Annotated in this window: 19 protein-coding genes; 13 read left to right on the plus strand and 6 right to left on the minus strand. The window is 51.8% G+C overall.

Annotated features, from left to right (window positions below; translation table 11 throughout):
• Window positions 1–75: 75 nt before the first annotated feature.
• The 3 genes from PsAD5_RS27250 (at window position 76) to PsAD5_RS27260 (ending at window position 2,809) form a co-directional block, all read left to right on the plus strand.
• Window positions 76–930: a GNAT family N-acetyltransferase gene (locus PsAD5_RS27250; protein ID WP_063294346.1), complete on the plus strand. Its 855-nt coding sequence runs from the start codon at window positions 76–78 to the stop codon at window positions 928–930.
• A 169-nt stretch (window positions 931–1,099) separates the two neighbouring features.
• The gene (locus PsAD5_RS27255; RefSeq protein WP_063294347.1) at window positions 1,100–1,969 is read left to right on the plus strand and encodes an RDD family protein; all 870 of its coding nucleotides are present in this window, start codon (window positions 1,100–1,102) and stop codon (window positions 1,967–1,969) included.
• A 6-nt stretch (window positions 1,970–1,975) separates the two neighbouring features.
• Window positions 1,976–2,809 (plus strand): hypothetical protein, encoded by an 834-nt coding sequence (locus tag PsAD5_RS27260; protein WP_063294348.1) that lies wholly within the window; start codon window positions 1,976–1,978, stop codon window positions 2,807–2,809.
• Window positions 2,810–2,867: 58 nt separating this feature from the next.
• Here PsAD5_RS27260 and PsAD5_RS27265 read toward each other — a convergent pair whose 3' ends face one another.
• A complete protein-coding gene (locus PsAD5_RS27265) occupies window positions 2,868–3,791 on the minus strand; it encodes a LysR substrate-binding domain-containing protein (RefSeq protein WP_063294349.1) in 924 nt (307 codons plus the stop codon).
• Window positions 3,792–4,101: 310 nt separating this feature from the next.
• Here PsAD5_RS27265 and amaB point away from each other — a divergent pair, with 310 nt between their 5' ends.
• From amaB to PsAD5_RS27280, 3 genes are all read left to right on the plus strand, one after another.
• Complete coding sequence (gene amaB, locus PsAD5_RS27270; protein ID WP_063294350.1) at window positions 4,102–5,640, plus strand: L-piperidine-6-carboxylate dehydrogenase; 1,539 nt, start codon at window positions 4,102–4,104, stop codon at window positions 5,638–5,640.
• 12 nt (window positions 5,641–5,652) lie between these two features.
• Window positions 5,653–6,852: an acyl-CoA dehydrogenase gene (locus PsAD5_RS27275; RefSeq protein WP_057463143.1), complete on the plus strand. Its 1,200-nt coding sequence runs from the start codon at window positions 5,653–5,655 to the stop codon at window positions 6,850–6,852.
• A gap of 175 nt (window positions 6,853–7,027) precedes the next feature.
• Complete coding sequence (locus PsAD5_RS27280; RefSeq protein ID WP_063294351.1) at window positions 7,028–8,212, plus strand: NAD(P)/FAD-dependent oxidoreductase; 1,185 nt, start codon at window positions 7,028–7,030, stop codon at window positions 8,210–8,212.
• Window positions 8,213–8,222: 10 nt separating this feature from the next.
• On the opposite strand, the gene PsAD5_RS27285 is transcribed toward PsAD5_RS27280, so the two are convergent.
• Window positions 8,223–9,173 carry a LysR family transcriptional regulator gene (locus PsAD5_RS27285; RefSeq protein ID WP_063294406.1) on the minus strand — a complete coding sequence of 317 codons (951 nt, stop codon included), beginning with the start codon at window positions 9,171–9,173 and terminating at the stop codon, window positions 8,223–8,225.
• Window positions 9,174–9,219: 46 nt separating this feature from the next.
• Between PsAD5_RS27285 and PsAD5_RS27290 the strand changes: the two genes are divergently transcribed.
• Both PsAD5_RS27290 and PsAD5_RS27295 read left to right on the plus strand, forming a co-directional pair.
• Window positions 9,220–10,203: an aldo/keto reductase gene (locus tag PsAD5_RS27290; protein ID WP_063294352.1), complete on the plus strand. Its 984-nt coding sequence runs from the start codon at window positions 9,220–9,222 to the stop codon at window positions 10,201–10,203.
• Window positions 10,204–10,868: 665 nt separating this feature from the next.
• Complete coding sequence (locus PsAD5_RS27295; protein WP_063294353.1) at window positions 10,869–11,717, plus strand: hypothetical protein; 849 nt, start codon at window positions 10,869–10,871, stop codon at window positions 11,715–11,717.
• A gap of 42 nt (window positions 11,718–11,759) precedes the next feature.
• On the opposite strand, the gene pap is transcribed toward PsAD5_RS27295, so the two are convergent.
• Window positions 11,760–13,253, minus strand: coding sequence for a polyphosphate:AMP phosphotransferase (gene pap / locus PsAD5_RS27300; RefSeq protein ID WP_063294407.1), 1,494 nt, complete (start codon window positions 13,251–13,253; stop codon window positions 11,760–11,762).
• A gap of 324 nt (window positions 13,254–13,577) precedes the next feature.
• Between pap and PsAD5_RS27305 the strand changes: the two genes are divergently transcribed.
• Complete coding sequence (locus PsAD5_RS27305; RefSeq protein WP_057463147.1) at window positions 13,578–15,581, plus strand: bifunctional DedA family/phosphatase PAP2 family protein; 2,004 nt, start codon at window positions 13,578–13,580, stop codon at window positions 15,579–15,581.
• A gap of 11 nt (window positions 15,582–15,592) precedes the next feature.
• Here PsAD5_RS27305 and PsAD5_RS27310 read toward each other — a convergent pair whose 3' ends face one another.
• Window positions 15,593–15,910, minus strand: a complete 318-nt coding sequence (locus PsAD5_RS27310; protein ID WP_057463148.1) for an ArsR/SmtB family transcription factor — start codon at window positions 15,908–15,910, stop codon at window positions 15,593–15,595.
• 438 nt (window positions 15,911–16,348) lie between these two features.
• Here PsAD5_RS27310 and PsAD5_RS27315 point away from each other — a divergent pair, with 438 nt between their 5' ends.
• The 4 genes from PsAD5_RS27315 to PsAD5_RS27330 all read left to right on the plus strand — a co-directional run bounded on the left by PsAD5_RS27315 (window position 16,349) and on the right by PsAD5_RS27330 (window position 21,276).
• Window positions 16,349–17,719, plus strand: coding sequence for a DEAD/DEAH box helicase (locus PsAD5_RS27315; protein WP_063294354.1), 1,371 nt, complete (start codon window positions 16,349–16,351; stop codon window positions 17,717–17,719).
• Between the two features lie 29 nt (window positions 17,720–17,748).
• Window positions 17,749–18,801 (plus strand): hypothetical protein, encoded by a 1,053-nt coding sequence (locus PsAD5_RS27320; RefSeq protein ID WP_208988859.1) that lies wholly within the window; start codon window positions 17,749–17,751, stop codon window positions 18,799–18,801.
• Window positions 18,802–18,876: 75 nt separating this feature from the next.
• The gene (locus PsAD5_RS27325) at window positions 18,877–19,377 is read left to right on the plus strand and encodes an MmcB family DNA repair protein (RefSeq protein WP_057463151.1); all 501 of its coding nucleotides are present in this window, start codon (window positions 18,877–18,879) and stop codon (window positions 19,375–19,377) included.
• Between the two features lie 252 nt (window positions 19,378–19,629).
• On the plus strand, window positions 19,630–21,276 hold the full coding sequence (locus PsAD5_RS27330) for a GMC family oxidoreductase (protein WP_063294356.1): 1,647 nt from the start codon (window positions 19,630–19,632) through the stop codon (window positions 21,274–21,276).
• Between the two features lie 58 nt (window positions 21,277–21,334).
• Here the strand turns inward: PsAD5_RS27330 and coaBC are convergent, their stop codons facing one another.
• Window positions 21,335–22,537, minus strand: coding sequence for a bifunctional phosphopantothenoylcysteine decarboxylase/phosphopantothenate--cysteine ligase CoaBC (coaBC, locus tag PsAD5_RS27335; protein WP_063294357.1), 1,203 nt, complete (start codon window positions 22,535–22,537; stop codon window positions 21,335–21,337).
• A gap of 149 nt (window positions 22,538–22,686) precedes the next feature.
• The gene (locus PsAD5_RS27340) at window positions 22,687–23,052 is read right to left on the minus strand and encodes a hypothetical protein (RefSeq protein WP_057463154.1); all 366 of its coding nucleotides are present in this window, start codon (window positions 23,050–23,052) and stop codon (window positions 22,687–22,689) included.
• Window positions 23,053–23,124 lie beyond the last annotated feature (72 nt).

A 23,124-nucleotide genomic window follows, 5' to 3' on the forward strand; every position in this document is an offset into this window, starting at 1 on the left:
AACCATACTGCGCTACGCTGACTCTCTTACGTCAGTTTACACATAACTTTGCCGGGTTGATGAAAGAGGCTTCCGATGGCTCCGCTGGACACTGAAATTCGCGTTATGGATGAAGATGGCATTTTGACCATGCTGGATTGGGCCGCCCAAGAGGGGTGGAATCCAGGTGAAGATGATGCGCCATCCTATTATGCGGCGGATCCCGGCGGTTTTCTTGGCTGCTATCTAAACAATCAGCTGGTCTCAATGGTGTCTGCCGTTCAATACGGTGAGGCCTATGGCTTTCTCGGCTTTTACATCTGTCATCCGGAGTTTCGCAGGCAGGGCCTCGGGGCCGTTATATGGAATGCCGCCATGAAACGGCTAGAAGGACGGACGATTGGCCTTGATGGCGTGGTGGAAGAGCAAGACAATTACGCGAAGTCCGGCTTCAGGCTCGTTCATCAGAATATGCGTTACAGCGGTCTATCTGATGTCACCATGCCTATGGATCAGCGGATTTCCATCATTGGCAAGGGCATTTTGCCGAGCATTATAGAATATGACCGCAACTACTTTCCCGCAGAGCGCTCCGCCTTTCTGGAACGCTGGATGGAGCCAATGAACCCTATGCGCCGGGGCCTATATCTGGTTGAAGAGGGAATTGTTCGCGGTTATGGCGTAATCCGTGCGGCCCGTGATGGGTATCGTATCGGCCCAATGGCCGCTGAAACTCCAGAAGGGGCTGACCTGCTGTTCCGCGCCCTTGCTGGTAGCGCCAAAGGGCAGATGATCAACATTGATCTGCCTTTGCCTAATGAACAAGCCGTGGAACTGGCAGAGCGCTACGACCTATCACCCGTGTTCGCTACCGCCAGAATGTATAAGGGCCAAGACCCCAACCTCCCCCTCGACAAGATCTACAGCTTTGCGAGTTATGAGCTGGGGTAGAAGTGGATGGACAGAAGCGGCAAGACAACTACGAAGCGATTTACGACACATTTTGCATCAAAATACGTATCCACAACCTAGAATAGATATCACTCTTTAACACAAGCAGTTCTTCCCAACTTTCTAGCAGATAGCTATAGTCTACACTAGGAAGCACGGGAGAGGTTCAGTGTATTATTATCATGACGGCAAGCATGAAGTAGGGCCGTTTGATGTCCGTAATCTTCGCATACTTCGGCAGAACGGTTTGATAACGGAGAGTACGCTTGTTCGCTCTACCAATGGCGATGATTGGACATCTGCTGGTCAAATTCTCGATAATGAAGGTACTTCGGCAACAATTGAGCAGAACCTAAGTTTAGATGATACAGAAGTAAATACCGACCAGATTCTAAAACTTCGCCCAGCGTCGGAAAACCTGTTTCCAACTTTGCATGCACCCCTTCATGAAGAATCATCACAATCAGAAGTAGGCACTGCCCCCAAGGGATGGCTTGCGAACCCGCCTACACCTTGGAGAAGATATGCAGCCCGGCTATTTGACACGACCTTTAACGGCGTTGTTTTAGTCATGCTATTGGCTTTTGTTTTTTACGCTATTGCGCCTGCTGCAGCTGATGAGTTCTTCTCATTGTTTGATGGTCCTGGAGGCCGTCTGATAGATTTAATGTTTACCGCAAGTGCTGCCTCTGTATTGGGTGGAAGTTTAATCGGCGTCAGTGGCACTACTCTTGGAAAATTTATATTTGGGATAAAAATAACTCGGACCGATGGCCAACTTCTTGGGTTTTGGGATGGCTTAAAACGTGACTTCAACGTTTTACTCAGAGGGTTGGGACTCGGAATTCCAATAGTCGCCCTGTTTACTATGTGGGGCTCCTATCAAAGACTAAAGTCAAATAAAACAACAAGTTGGGATACAGAAAAATATACTGCTTGGCATCGCCCCAGCGGAATTGGGCAATACATTCTCAATGTGATCGGTATCGGCCTGTTTTTCCTAATCTTGACCATGGTGCGCGCTATGGAGCAGCTATAAGCGTTTATGAAATATAGAGTACTAAAAACGCTCTTCGCATTAGCATCTTTTGTTAGCGGCGTAGTAGCGTGGTTTATGACACAAGGTTATAGCTATCTTGCTAACGATGTCTTTTGGGGCCACGTGGGCTTAACCGCAGCCTGTTGCTTCTTTTTCTTAATTACTGCGTCAATAGTAATTGCCAGTTCTATAAATCAATCAGGTAATATTAAAGCACCTCATTCATTGAATGATCTCTTCCTCCTGATACTACTGATTCTACAAGGTGGTGCAGCGTTGGGCACTATCTTCAATTTTGAAGCTTCATTACAAATTGCCCAAGCGCCTGCTCAGTTGAAAGGTGTTGTTGTTTCTGTTCAGAACAAAGGCAGTGCTGTGCTTTATGGCGAAATTGGCTCTAAGACATTTGATACTCTCAAGATGGCCCACTCAAAAGCCCCAATTCATTCAATAGAGTTGCGTAGTGGTGGAGGAGACATCACAAGCGCAGAAAGGATTGGTGCCTTTATAAACGACAAGGGCATTGAAGTGCTCGTCAAATCTCACTGCGCAAGTGCTTGTGTTTTGATCGCATTGTCAGCTTCAGAACTCTATGTTTCTCCTGACGCCCGGTTTGGTTTTCATCAGGCTAGCACAGCAGCAAGCCTAGATAGCCAAATGGGGAGCTTCTATGGAAAAATCGCAACTGAAGAGTTTATTTCACAACTAAAGATTCTGGGTACGCCCAGCTTCCTTTTAGAACAGGTTCGAAAAACGCCTCCTAATCAGATGTATTATATTTCTGGAGAAGACCTATCTCAATTTGGATTGGCCGAGATCATATCTGTTTCACATCAGTAGCAAACTGATAACTCACAAACCGACTCACAATCTATCTAAAGGCGGTTTAGGCCACTCCCTACTGTGGCAACAACGTCTCTCGGTCCAGTTGCTGTTCGTGGGCTTCTTCCTGGAGCCATGCTTTGAAGGATTTTACGACTGGGCGCAGGGTGCGGTTTTCGGGGTAGACGAAGTGGTAGGCGGAGGAGAGTTTCAGGCTGATGTCAAACAGGCGGACCAGTGTGCCTGCGGCGAGCTCTTCCTCAATAAAGAACTTTGGCACCAGCGCAACGCCCAGGCCAGAAGCAGCAGCCTGTGAGATCATGGTGAACTGATCGAAACGCGGGCCCTGAAAGGCGCCATCTGTTTCTACACCTGCCAGAGAGAACCATTTTTGCCATCCATCTGGCCGTGTTGACTGGTGCAGGCGCATAACGTCGATCAGGTCCTCCGGTGTGCGCAGGCTGTGTCTGTCGCGGAATGCTCTGGAGGCGACTGGAATGACTTCTTCCTGAAACAGCGGCTCTGCGATGGCTCCTGCCCAGACAGGTTCTCCGTAATGGATCGCTCCATCAAACGGTTCTACCGAGAAATCGAAGGGGCGCAGACGGACGGAGAGGTTGAAGCTGGCTTCCGGGTAGCGCTCGTGGAAACGGGGGAGGCGGCGGGCGAGCCAACGGGTGCCGAAGGTTGGGAGGACGGCGACGTTGAGCACATCCTCACTGCCCGCAAAGGACATCACCTGACGGGTCGCGCTGGTCATCTTTTCCAGCGTGCCGCGGATGTCATGCAGGTAGATACGCCCGGCATCCGTCAGAACAATGCGCTGGCGAATCCGTTTGAACAGCTCAACACCCAAGCGACCTTCCAAAAGGCGCACCTGTTTGCTGACTGCGCCTTGCGTCAGGAACAATTCTTCAGCTGCACGCGTGAAACTGCCGTGCCGCGCTGCGCTTTCGAATGCGATCAAACAGTCTATCGGGGGGATAAAACCACGCTTCATCCTGACCTCTCATGATGCCGTGAACAGCTCGAAACTCCTGAAATCGCGAGGTTAAGCACACCCAACACGATTAAATTTCGTTCTATCTGGCATCATCTCCTTCTTAAAACAGAATCTCAAATAAGCCGATACCCATTATTATCCTACTGATTTTAAGCAGTTTTCTCACTAGCGCAAGATCCAAGCGAAATTATCAGTCATTCCATATGCGAATGAATAATGGAAAAGACGTAGCTTTTACCCGTGAACAGGACAAGAGAAACTCTGCTCAAATTTCGAACTGACTGTTTCTCACTCTTTGGGGGCTTCAATGACCGTAGGTCTGGATACCGCGCAATTCGCAAAAGAAACAATTGAACTCATGGAGCGTATGGGTGTAGCCCGCGCTGCTTTGGAAGGGGGCACACTTGCTGCAACTTCTCCAAACTCCGGTGAAACGCTGGCGATGATCAAAGAAGACAGCGCCGCGGAAACCACCGCTGCGATTGGTCGTGCTCACGATGCTTTCAAAGAGTGGCGCAAGCTGCCAGCCCCTCGTCGTGGCGAACTGGTTCGCCTGCTGGGTGAAGAGCTTCGCACTTATAAAGATGACCTTGGTAAGCTGGTGAGCCTGGAAGCAGGCAAGATCACCTCTGAAGGTCTGGGTGAAGTTCAGGAAATGATCGACATCTGCGATTTTGCAGTTGGGCTTTCGCGTCAGCTGTACGGTCTGACCATCGCGACCGAGCGTCCGGGTCACCGTATGATGGAAACCTGGCACTCATCCGGTGTTATTGGTGTGATCTCCGCGTTCAACTTCCCAGTCGCGGTCTGGTCCTGGAACGCAGCACTGGCATTTGTTTGTGGTGACTCCGTTGTTTGGAAGCCATCTGAGAAATCTCCTCTGACAGCAATGGCGTGTGCTGCGCTGTTTGAGCGTGCGGTTGCCAAGTTTGGTGATGATGCGCCGAAGGGCTTGCTGGAAGTTATTGTAGGTGGTCGTGAAATCGGTGAGACGCTGGTCGACGACAAGCGCGTGCCTGTTATCTCCGCAACCGGTTCCACTCGCATGGGTCGTCAGGTTGGTCCACGTGTTGCACAGCGCTTCGGCAAGTCCATCCTTGAGCTGGGCGGCAACAACGCAGCGATCGTGACCCCATCTGCTGATCTGGACCTGACCCTGCGCGGCGTGGCCTTCTCTGCAATGGGTACTTGCGGTCAGCGTTGTACTACTCTTCGCCGTCTGATCACACATGACAGCGTTTATGATGCGCTGATCCCACGTCTTATCAAGGCGTATGCCTCTGTGAAGATCGGCATTCCGACCGAAGAAGGCACGCTGATCGGTCCGCTCATCGACAAAGACGCTTATGACAACATGCAGAAGTCTCTGGAAGCTGCGAGGGCAGCTGGCGGCACCGTGCATGGTGGCCAGCGCGTGATGGCGGACGAGTATCCGGATGCCTATTACGTTCAGCCTGCTGTTGTTGAAATGCCAGGTCAGGTTGGTCCTGTACTGGAAGAGACTTTTGCTCCGATCCTCTACGTCGTTCGCTACAGCGACTTTGATGAAGCGATTGAAATTCAGAACGGTGTTGGTGCTGGTCTGTCTTCTTCCGTCTTCACCAAAGACATGGGTGAAGCTGAAACCTTCGTTTCTGTTGTTGGCTCTGATTGCGGCATTGCAAACGTCAATATTGGCCCATCCGGTGCTGAAATTGGCGGCGCATTCGGTGGTGAGAAAGAAACTGGTGGTGGTCGTGAAGCTGGCTCTGATGCCTGGAAGGCATACATGCGCCGCGCGACCAATACCATCAACTACTCTGGCGCTCTTCCATTGGCGCAGGGTGTGAAGTTTGACGTTGAATAAGGAATTTTGAGCATGAGTAGTGATCCAACCGGCGGAGGCGTCTTTAATTGGGAAGACCCGTTCCTCATGCGCGACCAGTTGAATGAAGACGAAGTCCTCATCATGGAAAGCGCGCGTGCCTACGCTCAGGAAAAGCTTCTGCCACGTGTGATGGAAGCCTACCGCGAAGAGAAGACTGATCGCTCCATCTTTAACGAGATGGGGGAACAGGGTCTGCTTGGCGTGACCCTTCCAGAGCAATACGGTGGTTCAGGTGCGTCTTACGTGGCCTACGGCCTTGTTGCCCGCGAAGTTGAGCGTGTGGACAGTGGCTACCGCTCCATGATGAGTGTGCAGTCCTCCTTGGTGATGTACCCAATCTACGCCTACGGCTCTGAAGAGCAGCGCATGAAGTATCTGCCGAAGCTTGCTTCTGGCGAATACGTTGGCTGTTTTGGTCTGACCGAGCCGGATGCAGGGTCTGACCCAGCTGGCATGCGCACCCGCGCTGTGAAGACCGAGAGCGGATACCGCATCACTGGTTCCAAGATGTGGATTTCCAATTCCCCAATCGCAGACGTGTTTGTGGTTTGGGCGAAGTCTGAAGCGCATGACAACCAGATCCGCGGTTTCGTTCTTGAAAAGGGTATGGAAGGTCTTTCCGCCCCTAAGATCGAAGGCAAGCTGTCTCTGCGTGCTTCCATCACCGGTGAAATCGTGATGGACAACGTTGAAGTGGGTGAAGATGCGCTGCTGCCTAACGTTTCTGGCCTGAAAGGTCCGTTCGGCTGTCTGAACCGCGCTCGCTATGGCATCTCCTGGGGTGCGCTGGGCGCTGCGGAAGATTGCTGGATGCGTGCTCGCCAGTACGGCATGGACCGCAAGCAGTTCAACCGTCCTCTGGCACAGACACAGCTGTTCCAGAAGAAGCTGGCAGACATGCAGACCGAGATTACCCTCGGTCTTCAGGCTTCCCTGCGTGTTGGTCGTCTGTTTGACGAAGGCCGCGTTGCTCCTGAGATGATTTCCATTGTGAAGCGCAACAACTGCGGCAAGGCGCTGGATATTGCGCGTCAGGCACGTGACATGCACGGTGGTAACGGCATCTCTGAGGAGTTTATGGTGATGCGCCATGCTCAAAACCTTGAGACCGTCAACACTTATGAAGGTACACATGACGTTCACGCCCTTATTCTGGGTCGTGCGCAGACTGGCCTTCAGGCTTTCTTTTAAGCCCTGATCAGCATCGTAATCTCGTGAAAGTGCTGGGAGGCCTTTTTTTGAGATTACGCATGATGCTCTTGGGAGGCGTTTCGCCTCCCTTTTAGACCGGCGCTCGCAAATACCCGCCTAATTGTTTCGGGCGTCGGTTCTTATCTTTTTCATTTCTCAGTATTCAGGTGTGACTATGGCGATAGCTTCAGTGGATGTTGCTATTATTGGGGGGGCTGTCATCGGGTCATCGGTGGCGTACCATCTTGCACAACGCGACGACTTCAAGGGTAGCATTGCGGTCTTTGAGAAAGACCCGTCTTACCAACATTGCGCTTCGGCGCTTTCTGCCGCTTCTATTCGCCAACAGTTCTCCTCTGCCGTGAACATCGACATTTCGCTCTACGGCATCGATTTCCTGCGCGATATTGGCAGTCTTCTGGAAGTTGACGGCGAACAGCCACGCATTGATCTGGTTGAGGGCGGTTATCTATTTCTCGCAACGCCAGACAAGCGCAGCATTTTGGAAGAGAACCACGCGCTTCAACAGAAGATGGGTGCGGATATTGGGTTTTTGGATTCTGATGCGCTGAAAGCCAAATTTCCGTGGCTCAATGTCTCTGATCTTTCTGCTGGCTGTCACGGTCTTTCTGGCGAAGGCTGGTTTGACGGCTATGGCCTGATGCAGGCGTTTCGCCGCAAAGCGCGCTCGCTGAACGTGCCTTATGAGCCGTATCAAGTGGTTCACCTTGAAAAGATCATGGGCGGCAGCTGGATTTTGACACTCTCCAATGGAGAGCAGGTGGAAGCTGGTGTTGTGGTGAATGCAGCAGGGGCGTCAGGTGGCACTCAGATTTGCATGGAAGCTGGCTTTGATGCTCCGGTGCACTCCAAAAAGCGCATGATTTTCACCTTTGAATGCCGCGATGAGGTTCCGGGTCTGCCGTTGCTGGTTGATCCAAATGGAACCTATGTACGCCCTGAAGGGACAGGCTTTATCTGCGGCAGCTCACCAGATGAAGAGCAAGACCTGGATTCCTTCGACTATGATGTCGATTATTCCTTCTTTGAGGAACACCTTTGGCCAACACTCGCCAATCGGATTCCTGCATTTGAGGCCATCAAACCCGGTGCGGCTTGGGCAGGGCACTATGATGTGAACCTGTTCGATCACAACGCATTTACCGGTCCGGTGCCTGGCATTGAAGACTTTTACATCGCGCTGGGCTTTTCCGGTCACGGCCTTCAGCAAAGCCCTGCGGTGGGACGCGGTCTTGCCGAACATATCGTAACAGGACGCTATGAGACGCTGGACCTTTCCGAGCTTGGTGTTGAGCGCCTGACCGCGAACAATCCGCTGATTGAGCGGAATGTGGTTTAAGAAGAGCGGCCTACTGAGGTGGGCCGCTTAATCTGGCTCGGTTTTTGATGATCAGGTCGGCGAGGAAGTCTGCCATGACGCGCATTCGGGGGGAATGGGCGAGGTCAGAGTGCATGACCAGATAGATTTGTTGATCAACGCCGATGTTGGCTTCCACGCAGACAAGCCCGGCTTCTGCTGCAAGGAAGTGAGGGAGAACCGCCAGACCGAGCCCGGCTTTGGCGGCGACCACTTGCGTGGCGAGTGATGAGGTTAAAACTGCGGGTTCACGGCCTTTTAAAGCGCGTCGAATCCATTGTGCTGCGGCAAGGTGAGCCTGCGCCTCACTCCAGGATATGCAGTCGTCGTCCTCATAACCTGCAGGCTTTTCGAGTTCTGTTCGCTTGAGCAGGTATTCTTTGCTTGCATAAAGGCCGAAGCCGAGCGTTCCCAAGCGACGAAGCGTGACGTTGCCGCTTTCCGGTTTCACCATCCGTATGGCGAGGTCTGCATCACGGCGGTGCAGGTTCACTGAGCTTACGTCGGTTAGAATTTCGATATGCAGGTCCGGATAGCTGGTGCGCAGCTCGGGCAGTGCAGGCAAAATCAGGTGAGTGGCGAGATTTTCTGCTGTGGCGAGGCGTAGTTTTCCGGAAATGCCTGCCTGAGCCTTTGCGCCGGAGGAAAATGCTGCGGCTGCGGCTTCCAGCGCTTCTGCTTTTGCCAGCAGCTCACGGCCATCCTCCGTGAGCTGATAGCCGGACTGGTGCCTGACGAACAAAGGGATTTTCAGCGTTTCTTCGAGACGATCAATCTTTCTCGACAGCGTCGCGACACCGATATGCAGGTGTTGAGCAGCCGCGCTGAGTGTTCCTGTTCTGGCGACAGCCAGAAAGGCTTTGGTGTCATCCCATACAAGGTCGCGCAGAACTTCATTTCCAAATTCGGAAATCAGCTTTCCATTTCTACTCGTATTTTCCATTTTTGAAACATGGCAAGTATTCAGCAGCAACACAAGGAAGCTTCTGATGAAAACTCGCCAACTTGGATCTAAACTTAACGTCTCAGCGCTTGGTCTGGGCTGCATGGGGATGAGTGAGTTTTATGGCTCACACGATGATAGTGTGTCCTTGGGTGTGATGGCACGAGCCGTTGAACTGGGCATAGATTTCTTCGATACGGCTGACATGTACGGCCCCCACCACAATGAGGAGTTGATTGGCCGTTTTTTGAAGGAAACGAAAGCGCCTCTCAAAATCGCGACGAAGTTCGGCATCAATCGGAAACCCGGCGAATACAAGCGGACAATCGAGAATAGTCGGCAATATGCGCGGCAAGCTTGTGAGGCCTCTTTGAAGCGTTTGGGGCTTGATTACATTGATCTTTACTACGTCCATCGCGTTAACCCAGAGCAACCCGTTGAGGATGTCATGGGCGAGCTTTCGCGGTTGGTTGAGGAGGGTAAGATTGGCAATATCGGGCTTTGTGAGATCAACGAGAGCACGCTGCTCCGGGCTCATGCGGTTCATCCAATTGCAGCTGTGCAGACAGAATACTCGCTGTGGTCCCGTGATGTCGAAAGCGCAATCCTGCCTGCGTGTCGTGAGCTTGGTATTGGATTTGTCCCTTATTCCCCGCTGGGACGAGGTTTTTTGACGGGCAGTTTCAACTCGAAAACGGAGTTTGAAGAGGGCGATTTTCGCGCCAATCTGCCTAGATTTTCCAAAGAGGCCTTACTCATCAACGAGGGTATCGCGAAAGTGATTACAGCGGCCGCACACCAGAAGAAATGCACACCTGCACAGCTCTCCCTTGCCTGGTTGCTGGCAAAGGGAAACGATATCGTGCCAATTCCAGGTACGAAGAGACTAAAGTATCTGGAAGAGAACGCTGCAGCACCTGAGATTGAGTTGACCGCTGAAGAGGGGCTTGCGCTGGACGCTGAGATTGCTCGCATACCTGTTGTGGGTGAGCGGTACACGCCTGAGGGCATGAAAGGCCTTAATGCCTAAACAGTCTCTCTGAGCAAAACCGAGTGATCCCTAAAACTTATTCCCCTCCCAGTTTTCTCCCATACTCTGAGAAACATGCCCACGCAACGGGCTGCTGGCGGACCGTCCGTCAGTGAGGCGTGGGTTGGGTGGGGCTATCAGAAGAGGTAACGCATCTTTCTGGTGGTCCGGTGAACCGAACTTCAAACGTGACCGCATGGTTTGAGGGGAAGGGCCCAAGTTTGTAGGGTATCACGCGGCGACAAGTGCAAATGTACCGGCAGTAAAACCTGCTTTTACAGATGCGTTTGTCAAAGACGGAGGAACTGTTCGATTAGGGAAACCTGATTGGATAAGCCATTGTCTTTCCGGGAAACCGGCTATCGTGCCTTACAGGCAAAGAGGCGACGTTGTTCATTACAAGAAAGCCCGGGCGAGGCGAGCAGCCACTGCCGAAGACTCATATTTAAACAAGTAGCGCAGGCACTGCCTGCTCGCCTTGCTCATCCCAAGTTTGGGAACCTTAGCTTCAACACTGCATGGGCTGCCATGCGGTGCTTTTAGTGCATGTTTTTGTTGTTCCAGTGCCATTCAGAACAGCGCAACTCTGTAACCTCCTGCACAATCTTGGTGTCAGGCTTATAAAGCCCTGCATGACCAGTTGACCGCGTTCAGGAGGGTGGAACATGTCATCTTCAGTTGCTTTGAGCACACCGCAAATTAATCCGCACATCTCAGCGGGGGATCTTGAGAACATCAAGGGAGCCTCGGACAGAGACCATGTTGGGAATCCGGCAACACGGCTCTGGGACAAGATTGTTGACTGGTTTTGCGGGACGGACCGCGTAACAGCGAAGAAACTGGCGTTTGATCTGTACTCGCCGGGTGTGACGGACCAAAACAAGGTCAAAGCATTTGAGCAACTGCGCGAACTGGCTGGTGCGAACTATCAGGACAATTTCAAAGTCTATGACAGTTCCCATTATCGCAGCTACAGCGTTTTGGATTTCAAGCTGGAATTTGATGTGCGCAGTCCTGATGAAGACCGCGTGGAAGCTAACCTGAAAAACGACATCATGATGGAGGGGATCAAGACCCCTGAACAGCAGGGATTGCAGTTTCAAAAAGACTTTGACCGCAGGCAGGAACGCACTTTTACGTTCGATTCAAAACCGATTGAAGACATGAGCTTCTTTGATCAGTTTTCTTCGCAGGAACGTGCCGCCATCTTTGCAGTTTGCCATCAAGGGCTGTTTCCGCTGCTTTCTGATGCGGTGATGTGTATGTCCAACAATCAGGATATGCGGTTTGATATCAGCAAGCCGGGGCCAGATGATCTGCGCATTGAGGCCTACATGGAGAAGGACATCTCAATGGACTTCGATGGACCATTCTTCGAAGAACAACAGCAGCAGGTTGCTGAATATGACGGCGTTAAGAAGTCGCTGAAGATTGAAGCCGTGATCAATATCTGGCGAGGTGGCCAGGAAGTTGATCTGGTTTCTGCAGAAGTCCTGTCACAAAACGAAGTGTGACAGGAGCTGTTGCGGAGTTTTTTGCAGACGAAGGGAGCTGAGTTAGCTCTCCTTGTCCTTCTTCTTCATTGCCTTTTCGAGAGCATTGACCGTGGTTCGAAGCACCTGAATGCGAGCGTAACGCTTGTCTTCGGAAGAAATTAGCGTCCATGGGGCGTAACGGGTGGAGGTGCGGTCCACCATGTCACCCGCTGCGATGGCGTACTCATTCCATTTGAGGCGATTGCGCCAGTCTTCCTCGGTGATTTTGTAGTTTTTGTAGGCGGTTTCTTCACGGGCTTTGAAGCGTCGCAGTTGCTCTTCTTCTGAGATCGCGAGCCAGAACTTGCAAAGGACGAAGCCGGAATCTGTCAGCTCTTTTTCGAAGGCGTTGATTTCGTTGTAAGCGCGCATCCAGTCGGCCTCAGAACAGAAGCCTTCGACGCGCTCAACAAGAACCCGCTCGTACCAGGAGCGATCAAAGATGGCGCTGTGGCCCTTTTTCGGCAGGCGGCGCCAGAAACGCCAGAGGTACGGGTGCAGCTTTTCTTCGACGGAAGGGGCTGCGATTGGGTGCACCTTGTAGTTTCGCGGGTCCATGGAGCGGGTGAGGCGGCGGATTGAACCACCCTTGCCAGCAGCATCGTTGCCCTGGAAGACGGAGATTAAACCGAACTTTTTGAAACGCTTGCGGTCTGTCAGGTACGCCATCTTGTCCTGAAGCTCTTCAAGCTCTGCCTTGTAGTCTTCTTTGGAGATGGTCGTCGTCAGGTCTATCGCATCCACAGCGTTGGCCTGCGACAGGGTCGTGACCACAGCCGGAGCTGAAACCGGATTGCCGTTGCCGCTTTCCAGCTTCTTCTTCATGGATTGTGCGATGGTTTCGGCCAGCGCGAGATCGCGAACATCCGGATCCTGAGAGGGAATTACAAACCAAGGGGCATAGCCGGTGCTGGTTTGCAGGGATGCCTTTTCGCCAGCCGTCTGCGCGGCGCGATAGTGCTCTGAGCCAGACCATTCCTCAATGAAGTTGCGGCCTTTTTTGCCTTTGACTTCGATATCATGCAGGCGCTCCTGCTGCTCAGCCTTTGGAAGAGTGAACCAGAACTTGAGAAGGAGAATGTTCTCGTAGGCCAGCATTTTTTCAAAGCGGTTGATGGCTGACAGCTGGCGCTCCAGCTCTGCGTCATCAATCTTGCCCATAACGGCATCACGCAAAGGTTCCTGATACCAGGAGCCAAACACAATGGAGGTTTCGCCCCGTGCAGGCAGATCACGCCAGTAGCGCCAGTAGTTTGGCCGGGCGCTTTCAGACTCGCTGCGCTCTTCATGGTAGGCGTTGCAGAACAGATAACGGGTGTCCATCCACTCATACAAACGGGAGATCGCCGCTCCTTTACCCGAGCCGTCTACACCAGCGAGCAAAATGATCGTTGCAAAAGCTTTATTCTCTCTCAGCTTATGCTGAACTTCCAACAATTCCTCACGGAGTTCAGGCAGTCTTTTTTGAAGCAGCTCTTTGCTGACTGTCTGAGGAATGTTTGCAGACTGAAACATGCAAGTGACCTTCGCATCTGGGGCATGGCGTAAAATGTTATTTTTGCTCATTCGGCTTTGCAGCCAAGAATAGCCATTCTGTATTATTGCTTAAAGAGCTAAACGATGTTTTTCGTCACCAGAATTAACGTATGGGTCTGATTAGTGGGACTATTATGCTTTTTGAAGGGATTAGGGCTTGTTATTTCCCTTTCAAAGCGCCAGATGCCTGCATATAAATGTAACAGAATGCAGACCTTATTTTGGTCACCTTGGCACTATGTATACATTTCAAGCAGTCACCCAGCGATCTAAGTCATTTATGAAAGAGCTAGAGACTTTTCAGTGAACGTCGATTTCGTCACCACATTCCTCAACCACATTGTTGATTTCATTGCAGCAAACCCAGCGTTCGCTGGCCTTATCTGTTTTATCGTCGCAATGGGCGAAGCGCTCTTTCTGATTGGACTGGTGTTTCCAAGCACGGTTGTTCTTGTGGGCGCCGGAACGCTTATTGGCCTTGGCGAGCTGCCCTTTCTGAGCATCTTTTTATGGACAACCGCAGGCGCCGTAACCGGCGACGCGTTTTCCTATTGGTTTGGCTACTTTTACAAAGACAAAGTGCGCACCATCTGGCCATTAAGCCGGTATCCGGATTGGCTGCAGCGCGGTGAAGACTATTTTGCCAAACATGGCGGTAAGAGCATCTTTATTGGCCGTTTCGTGCCGGGTGTGAAGTCTGTGGTACCCGGAATTGCTGGTATGGCGGACATGAGTTTTGGCCGCTTTACGTTCTTCAACGTGACATCAGCCTTCGCATGGGCCGCGATCCATCTGATACCCGGTGTGATGGCTGGATCTGCTCTGTTTGCTATTGGCGAGTTCAATACGCGTCTGGCGATTATTCTTGGTGGCTTGCTGCTGGTTCTCTTGATTGCCGTGGCCCTGATCCGCTGGCTGATCATGTTTATTCTGCCAATCGTTGGTGGTTCTCATCAGGCAACAGTCAATTGGTTTGCCCGCCGTCCAGATCGCTTCAGCCAATGGGTTGCACGGACGTATGACCCTGAAAACCCACGTAGTGTGGGGATGCTGGTTTCTGCGTTCTTCCTGCTTGTGACGCTGCCCGGTTTCATTTGGTTTACAGGTGCCGTGGCGCCGGGAATGCCGATGGCGCGGGCTGATCTTGCGATCAGCAACTTCTTCCAGATCGCCCGGACACCGATCATCGATAAGGTCATGGTTATGATCACCATGATGGGCGATGGACATGTCACTGCAACCGTGACACTGGCTGTTGGGCTTTATTTGTTTGGGCGGAAGGCATGGCGCAGAGCGACAGGCTTTGTCATCGCGATTGTCAGCTCCTCAATCTTTGTGGTGATCACCAAGGCGTTGATTGGCCGTGATCGTCCAATTGAGCTGTACTCTGGAGCGGACGCATTTTCATTTCCATCCGGGCACGCGACGATCAATACGGTTCTAATCGGGGTCATTGCGGTTTTGGTGGCTCATGATCGTTCGCGTCTGAGCAAGACGATCATCTATTCTGTGGCGGCAACCTTTGCGATCCTGATCGGGTTCTCACGAGTTTATCTTGGCGCGCACTGGCTTTCTGACGTGCTGGCTGGTCTCTTGTTTGGCTCCGGTACGGTCTTCTTCTTCTCATTCGTGTTTGGGCACATTCACAACGAGAAAGTCGGCAGAACTGCGCTGACGATCATTTCGCTGAGTGCACTGGCGATTGCTTCCGTCTGGCACATCAGCACAAATTACAAGACAACTGCTGAGGCTTATGAGCCGCGCAGTGAATCTGTTGTGATCCAAAAATCCAGCTGGCGCTTGCAGGACTGGCGTTTGCTGCCTGCCAAGCGTGTGTCCATTACGGGTGAACTGGAAGAGCCGATAACACTGCAATGGTCCGGCACGCCGGAACAGTTGGAAAAGCAACTGACAGACCTGGGCTGGCGCAAGGCTCCGGAATGGTCTGTTCCAACGGCGACTGGATACCTGAAAGGCGAGACACCTGCTGGCGAACTGCCTCCGGTACCACACACCAATGCAGGCTTTCTGCCTGCGCTGACGATGGTTTATGAAAGCGATCAGGACCACAGACAGGTGTTCTGGCTCTGGGAAACCCGGTTCAAGCTCTCCGATGTGAGCGGAGAGATTTCCAATCTGTATATCGGCGGTGCGCTGGACGAAGAAACCGTCCGTCTGTTTGGTGAGTTTTCAGGTCTGAAGTCTGAAGATGAAATTCCGGTGGATCTTCACATGTTCAACCAGCTACCAAATGCAGAAGAGAAGCGCAGGTGGGATGGTAGCTCTGTGGTAATTGCGGGGCCTTAAAGCAGGCCCTGCTAGGCTTTTTCCTGAGGAGCGCAATACAGGCCGTAGAGAGTTTGCAACACGGATTCTACTTCGGCACTTGCCAGAGAATAATAGATTGTCTGGGCGCTACGACGGGTGGAAACCAGATTGCTGGCACGCATCTTGGCAAGGTGTTGTGACAGCGCGGACTGACTAAGATTAACAGCTTCTGCAAGTTCACCTACAGTACATTCGCTCTGTACCAGTCGACACAACACCATCAAGCGCTTGGGATGCGCCATGTTAGCAAGAAGCCGCGAAGCTTCCTCAGCGTTTTCTTCTAAGTCTTCAAAATTTGCATCAATCAAAGCTCGAACCCTAATCTTTAATGTTATTAGCAGCAGGCCATTTATAGGATGTGGGCCATAAAAGCAGCGTCATTATTCTTGGTCCCCATACATAAAGAAGAACATGAAACATGCAAGTAGCTGGACTGCTCTAACCAAATTTGTCGTCCTTTTCTTGTCGGGACAACCAGAATATTATGCTCTCCTGCAATAATTCTAGCATAATGTGGCGGGTCTATGTTAATAGCCCGATCAAACCGAGCCTCAGAGACTATTCCAGTAGAATTAATTGAAGCTGCCTGCTTTTGTGCTGGATTTCTCGAAGGCAAACTTCTTCAAGCTTGTTTTGTGCGTATCCTAAATCGAAAAATGGTTTTTAGTTTTCCGGGCCGCGCAAAAAACACATGATGAAATCAGCAGAACCGGCTTCGGACACTCTGCTCATTCGAAAGATCACTTTTGACCGACTTCGACAAACTTGGTGTTGCAAAACCATTTCAGATCGCCCTGAAATCTAAAGGTTATGACGAGCCAACACCTATTCAGGAAAACGCTATTCCATACATTCTGGATGGCAAGGACCTGCTTGGTCTTGCGCAGACCGGAACGGGTAAAACCGCAGCTTTCGCAGTTCCGCTTCTTCAGCGCTTGCTTGAGAGCCGGTATCGCGCAGCGCCGAAGAGCGTGCGCAGCCTTATTCTGACGCCAACCCGCGAGCTGGCGGATCAGATTTCAAAGAACATCAAGGCCTATTCAGGCCGCACCAAAATGTACTCCAGCTGCGTTGTTGGCGGTGTGCCATTTCCTCCGCAGTTCCGTGCTTTGCAGCGTGGTCTGGATGTACTGGTGGCGACACCTGGCCGACTGCTCGACTTGCACCGCAAGAACGGCGTCAGCTTTGATGAGCTGGAGATTTTCGTTCTCGATGAAGCGGACCAAATGCTGGATCTCGGCTTTATCGCAGAACTGGAAGAGATTGCTTATCTGCTGCCGGAAAAACGGCAGACTCTGCTGTTCTCAGCAACGATGCCTGCAGAAATTCGTGAGTTTGCTGGTCGCTTCCTAAGTGATCCTGTTGAGGTGAGCACTGCGCCACCAGCTACAACAGTAGAAGCCGTTATCCAGAAGATCGCGCATCTGGAAGATAACGCCAAGTATCCATTGCTGAAGACGCTTCTTGAAACGGAAGAGTGCGAGCGCGCTCTTGTGTTTACGCTCACCAAAAAAGGCAGTGCGCGACTAGCTGCCCGGCTGAACGCAGACGGTGTGCCAGCAGAAGCTATTCATGGCGACATGTCCCAGGCAGAACGCCAGAAGACGCTGGACAAGTTCAAAGGCGGTAAGCTGAAAACCCTTGTTGCGACTGATGTTGCAGCCCGCGGGATTGACGTTTCAGATATTTCGCATGTGATCAACTTTGACATGCCGAATGCGACTGAGAACTACGTGCACCGCATTGGCCGTACGGCGCGTGCGGGTAAGAGCGGAAACGCGATTACGTTCTGTTTGCCAGAAGATCGCGGTATGCTGCGTGCTGTTCAAAAGCTGATCGGCAAGAAGATCCCCGAGATGGATGGATACACCTTCTTCCCATCAGATCGCGAGCCGAAAAGCGCGCGCAGCAGTGCGCAATTGGCGGGCAAAAAACAGAAGCTTGGTGGGCAGCGTAAAGGCCCGGGCGGCGGCAAGTTCGCTCAAAAGCCAAAGGGCAAATCTTCTGCCAAGCCGGGTAAAAAAGCACCTCCACGCCGGTCGCCAAGCAAGTCATCTGACACGTCTTCAGCTCCTGCTTCCGGTGGTGGCGTTTATCTCAAGCGCAAGAAGCCTTAAGCCTCCGCTCAATGCAGAGTCTTACGACAGTGCAGAGTGTATCTCACGGATTGGAAGTAAAGTTCCAATCCGGTGGTCGCAGCGGTGTGTTACTGGTTGTTTTCTCTCAGGTCCGGATACCCTCTGGTAAATTCGGGCTGGAGCGCTTGTTTGCAAAGACACAGCATTCCTGTGTTTTTCTGAATGATATCCAATCGCAGTGGTACCTTAGTGCTCAACAGGGCATTGACTGTGCGATTGACGAAGCGATTGCGCAAGAGAACCCGGAGCGCATCATCTATTACGGCGCATCCATGGGGGCTTATGGGGCGTTGGTGACCGGCCTGCGGCGTCAGGACGGTGAGATTTATGCATTTTCAACGGAGCTGGAGCTGGGTGTGGTTGGCTCACAGAGCGCTGCATACCTGGCACCTTCTGCTCATGAAAAAGTAGATCTACTGGCGCTTCTATCAGAGAGTATGAAGTATCCCGTTCACCTCTTCTTCGGGCTATTCGATTGGGTTGACACGAACGGATACCTTGCCGCGCAGCGATTGCCGCATTGTGCAAACTGGTTTTATTATGGGGTTGCAGGGCCGCATGCGTTGCATGATCAGCTCTACTCTCTCAACATTATTCGCCAGCTGATCAAGACGTTTCAGCGCGATGTTGCTGAGCTGCTTAGGGCGCGAGGTCTCCTTATCACGCCAAGCCTTGCTGACTGCGCGGGTTTCGTTCGTCTGGGGCAAGCGCTCGCAGAAGGCAGAGTGATGCATCTGCCAGATGTATCGAGAGCACTCTCTGCAAATCCGGGCTATGGGTTGCTAAAGGCCGAACATCTTGCGTTGCAAGGAAAGCCTCAAGAGGGCGCTGAACTGCTTCAGGAGTGGGATAGAACCTTGCAATGTGATACCGTGTTGAAGACGACACCAAAGCGTTGGCGCAAGAGTTTTTTGATAGGTGCAGCCGAGTTGTATTCAAGCTGCTTTGAGCACACAAAAGCTCGGGAAGCCCTTGCTAACTGCGCAGCACAGTTTCCGATTGATGAACGGATGTTGCAGTTGGCAGCAAAGCTGGATTTCGTTTTACCTGAAACTCAGTGAAGCCCTGATCTAATCTTGGATTGAAATTGTAGGGCAGCTTGATAGTATCACTAAGAACAAAGTGGGAACGGTTTCATGGAATTTGTGAAGGGCTCAAATCGCGTTCAACTGGATGATCCGCTGGTCGATGGTCGTCAATCCGAGCGTGCGTTGAAAATCCAGCGTGGGGTGCAGCGCTATCTGCGAGTGCTGGGTCATACGAGCCTGCCAGAAATCACATTGGCCTCAGGCCGTCGGGCTGATCTGGTGGTTCTTGGCAAGAAATCCGAGATTTGGATTATCGAGATCAAGTCATCAATCGAGGACTTCAAAGCAGACAATAAATGGCATGAGTATCGCGATTATTGCGACCGGCTATTTTTCGCTACCAGCGCAGACGTTCCGCAAGAGATTTTTCCAGAAGAAACCGGCTTCATTCTGGCTGATGACTACATGGCAGAAATCATTCGCGAAGCACCGGAACACAAGCTTTCTGCTGCAACCCGTAAAGCGGTGATTTTGCGATTTGCGCAGGCTGCGGCGAACAGACTGCACGATCTGACTGACCCGAACCAGAGAAACCTGCGCAGGGGATAAACTGGGGAAGAACCTCAGCAAGCCTCTGCGTTCAAATGTTATTTTCAAAGAACGCCCTCAGAGAAGTTTAGCGCATAACATACTCACCAGAATGTTCAGGTTTCCGTTTGGGGAAAGGCTCACTAACATTGAAACATAAAACAGCTTGTCCGTATTGGGGTGAGTGGAAAATGCGTTAGACATTTTTGCTGTGTCATTTCCGGGAGAGTTGAGGGCTTTCGGGCGTGTGATGTGTTTCTGGGGAGGGGCGCAATGAAATTTGATTATGTGATTGTTGGAGGCGGCTCGGCAGGGTGTGTGCTTGCAGCCCGACTTACAGAAGACCCTTCAGTAACCGTTTGCCTGCTTGAGGCTGGTGGTGAGGGAAAGTCCGTTTTGGTACGAGCACCCCTTGGTATTGCAGCGATGGTTTCCGCAAAGCCCTTTGCCATCAACAATTGGGCTTTTAACTCGGTTCCACAAACAGAGCTGAACGACAGAACTACATTCCATCCACGTGGCAAGGCTTTGGGTGGTTCCAGCGCAATCAATGCGCAACTTTATATCCGCGGCCAAAAACAGGATTATGATGGCTGGGTGGAGCAGGGTGCTGAAGGGTGGTCCTTTGATGATGTGCTGCCCTACTTCAAAAAATCTGAATGTAATCAGCGCGGTGAAAGCGGAATGCATGGGGCCGATGGGCCTTTACACGTTTCCGAGCAACGTTCGCCTCTTCCAATATCGCATGCCTTTTTAGCTGCAGCTGAAGGCAGACAGATTAAACGCAACAATGACTTTAACAGCGGTGATCAAGAGGGCGTTGGGCTTTATCAGGTCACGCAGTTCCATGAGGATGATAAAAAAGGCGAGCGCTGTTCGGCTGCTGCTGCCTACCTTCACCCAGTTATGGATCGCTCCAATCTGACTGTGATTACCCATGCACGCAGTACTCGAGTGTTGTTTGAAGATAAGAAAGCCGTTGGTGTTGAATACAGCCGGAAGGGCAAACTTGCGACGGTGAAAGCAGGTCGTGAGGTTATTGTCTCAGCAGGCGCTTTCCAGTCTCCGCAGTTGCTTATGCTTTCTGGCATTGGGCCAGCGGATGAGCTGGCGAAACACAACATTCCGGTCCTGCATGACCTGCCTGGTGTGGGTAAGAACCTGCAGGATCATCTGGATTACACCATCAGCTACCGCTCTAATAAAACGGATATGCTGGGACTGGGCTTGAAGCCGGGCATTCAGCTGATCAAGGAAATACTGCGCTGGCGGAAAGACGGCTCTGGCATAATTGCTTCTCCGGCAGCAGAGGGTGGGGCTTTTTTGAAGACCAACCCGGAACTAGACAGGCCTGACATTCAACTACATTTCGTCATCTCCATCATCGATGACCATGGCCGGAAGCTCTATGGCGGATACGGGTTTGGCTGTCACGTTTGTGTTTTGCGTCCAAAATCAACCGGGGAAGTTGGGCTCAATTCAGCAAATCCGATGGATGCACCGCGTATTGACCCGAAATATCTGACAGATCCGGAAGATATGGATGTGTTGGTGAAGGGTATCCGCATGACACGGGACATTCTGGAAGGGCCAGAGCTCTCAGACTATCGGGAGGACATGCTCTACGAGTTTGGTCGTGATGAGCGCAGTATCAAGCAAGCAGTGCGGGAGAGGGCGGAGACGATCTATCATCCTGTTGGCACTTGCAAAATGGGCACAGATGAAATGTCGGTCGTCGGGTCGGACCTGAAAGTACACGGGCTGGAAGGCCTGCGTGTGATTGATGCTTCTGTGATGCCTTCGCTGATCTCAGGCAATACGAATGCTCCGACAATCATGATTGCCGAGAAGGCTTCAGACATGATCCTCGGTAAACCGGTTTTGAGTGCAGAACACGAGAGCGAACAGGTTTCGGCCTAAACAGCAAAAGGCCGGTACGAACTTACCGGCCTTCTAACGAGACTGTTGGGTGAGCGGGTTAAGCCAACTCTGCAATCTTTTTGACGAGCTGGCGAGCGACTTCGTCCTTACCCATCTTCGGCCAGTCTTCCACGCCGTTATGGGTCACGAGACGGACGGTGTTGTTGTCGCCGCCCATGACGTTATTCTCTGGGCTGACATCGTTTGCTACAATCAAATCAGCGCCTTTACGCTCCAGCTTTCCGCGGGCGTTGTTGATCAAGTCATTTGTTTCGGCAGCAAAACCAACCACTAGTTTTGGTCGTTTGCCTTGCAAGTGCCCTACTGTTTTCAAAATATCCGGATTTTCGACAAGGCTCAGAGGTGGCGGCAAGCCTGTTCCGTCTTTCTTGATTTTCTGGTTGCTATCGTGAGCAACCCGCCAGTCTGCTACGGCTGCAGCCATGATCGCGATGTCAGCTGGTAAGGCACATTCAACTGCGGCCAGCATAGCGCTTGCAGACTCTACGCGAATTGTCTCAACACCTTTCGGGTCTGACAGAACTGTTGGGCCTGAGACAAGTGTCACTTGCGCACCAGCTTTCGCGGCGGCTTCTGCAATGGCATAGCCTTGTTTGCCGGAGGATCGATTGGCGATGTAACGCACTGGATCAATTGGCTCATGGGTTGGGCCAGCAGTGATGACAATGCGTTTGCCCTTCAAGGGCTTTTCTTTGGGAGAAAGGAGATCTTCAATCGCGGCAACAATTTCCAGCGGTTCGGACACGCGGCCATAGCCTGCTTCGCCTTTTTCCGCCATCTCACCCGCATTGGGGCCAACAAAATTCAGGCCATCCGCTTTCAACTGAGCAACGTTGCGCTGGGTGGCCGGGTGGCTCCACATTTTGGAGTTCATAGCAGGAGCAATCAGGACCGGTTTGTCATTGGCCAGCAATACGCAGGAGGCCAGGTCGTCAGCCAGTCCATGTGCCATCTTTGCCATGATATTTGCGGTGGCTGGGGCGACGACGACAAGATCCGCCTCTCGCGACAAGCGGATGTGGCCGACATCGTGCTCGGCTTCTCTGTCAAACAGCTCGGTGAAGACTGTGTCGCCCGTCAACGCACCAACAGCAAGCGGTGTGATGAACTGGGAGCCACCGTTGGTCAGAATTGCCCGAACTTTCGCGCCTCGCTCTTGCAGGCGGCGGATCAGATCCAGCGATTTATAGGCTGCAATACCGCCTGTGATGATGAGGAGAATGCGCTTGTCTGAAAGCATTTTAAAACCACCTTTTGCGCAGGCTTGATCACCATCAGGCCCGCCAACTCATTTCCTGAGGTATTTCTATCCGTTTTCGCTCCAGATTTCATTAGTTTCCTAAAGGCCTTTCGTCCCATTGAGTAAATCGCGGTAACAGTGCAGCGCCTTCAGATCCTGAATTTTCCGGGATGAGGCCAAATTTCCTCTTCGGGTTTATCGAATTGCATGAGTTCGATGAGGTTTCTACCCTCCAAAATGAAAGCGACCCAAACGCCTTTGGCCGGACTTTCCGGAGACAAAATAACGTTCTTACCTTGCAAAGCTTCGGTAAGGTCATCAACCACATAGGCAACATGAGGGGTTGTCTTGATTATCTCGGGGAGTGGGTTGTCATCATCAAAGTTCATCCACTCAATGGCATAGGGACCCTCAAAATAGCCTGTTGCAGTGAGTTTAAGGGTTTTGTTGTGGTGCGTTTCCGGCAGCTTTTCGCTGGTTGGAATACCGACATGATGAAAGCGTAGTTCCTGCATGGCTCCTTGCCTCTAATGGCGATTTTGCCAATGCAGATTAGGCTTTTTCGATCACCACAGCCCCAAGATAAC

It is taken from the genome of Pseudovibrio sp. Ad5 (assembly GCF_001623095.1).
Taxonomy (GTDB): Bacteria; Pseudomonadota; Alphaproteobacteria; order Rhizobiales; family Stappiaceae; genus Pseudovibrio.

Coding starts and splice junctions, on each gene's coding strand:
- PsAD5_RS27340 (WP_057463154.1), bottom strand. CDS start 23,052: ATGCAGGAACTACGCTTTCATCATGTCGGTATTCCAACCAGCGAAAAG.
- PsAD5_RS27285 (WP_063294406.1), bottom strand. CDS start 9,173: ATGGAAAATACGAGTAGAAATGGAAAGCTGATTTCCGAATTTGGAAAT.
- PsAD5_RS27295 (WP_063294353.1), top strand. CDS start 10,869: ATGTCATCTTCAGTTGCTTTGAGCACACCGCAAATTAATCCGCACATC.
- pap (WP_063294407.1), bottom strand. CDS start 13,253: ATGTTTCAGTCTGCAAACATTCCTCAGACAGTCAGCAAAGAGCTGCTT.
- PsAD5_RS27265 (WP_063294349.1), bottom strand. CDS start 3,791: ATGAAGCGTGGTTTTATCCCCCCGATAGACTGTTTGATCGCATTCGAA.
- amaB (WP_063294350.1), top strand. CDS start 4,102: ATGACCGTAGGTCTGGATACCGCGCAATTCGCAAAAGAAACAATTGAA.
- PsAD5_RS27250 (WP_063294346.1), top strand. CDS start 76: ATGGCTCCGCTGGACACTGAAATTCGCGTTATGGATGAAGATGGCATT.
- PsAD5_RS27325 (WP_057463151.1), top strand. CDS start 18,877: ATGGAATTTGTGAAGGGCTCAAATCGCGTTCAACTGGATGATCCGCTG.
- coaBC (WP_063294357.1), bottom strand. CDS start 22,537: ATGCTTTCAGACAAGCGCATTCTCCTCATCATCACAGGCGGTATTGCA.
- PsAD5_RS27280 (WP_063294351.1), top strand. CDS start 7,028: ATGGCGATAGCTTCAGTGGATGTTGCTATTATTGGGGGGGCTGTCATC.
- PsAD5_RS27330 (WP_063294356.1), top strand. CDS start 19,630: ATGAAATTTGATTATGTGATTGTTGGAGGCGGCTCGGCAGGGTGTGTG.
- PsAD5_RS27275 (WP_057463143.1), top strand. CDS start 5,653: ATGAGTAGTGATCCAACCGGCGGAGGCGTCTTTAATTGGGAAGACCCG.
- PsAD5_RS27290 (WP_063294352.1), top strand. CDS start 9,220: ATGAAAACTCGCCAACTTGGATCTAAACTTAACGTCTCAGCGCTTGGT.
- PsAD5_RS27260 (WP_063294348.1), top strand. CDS start 1,976: ATGAAATATAGAGTACTAAAAACGCTCTTCGCATTAGCATCTTTTGTT.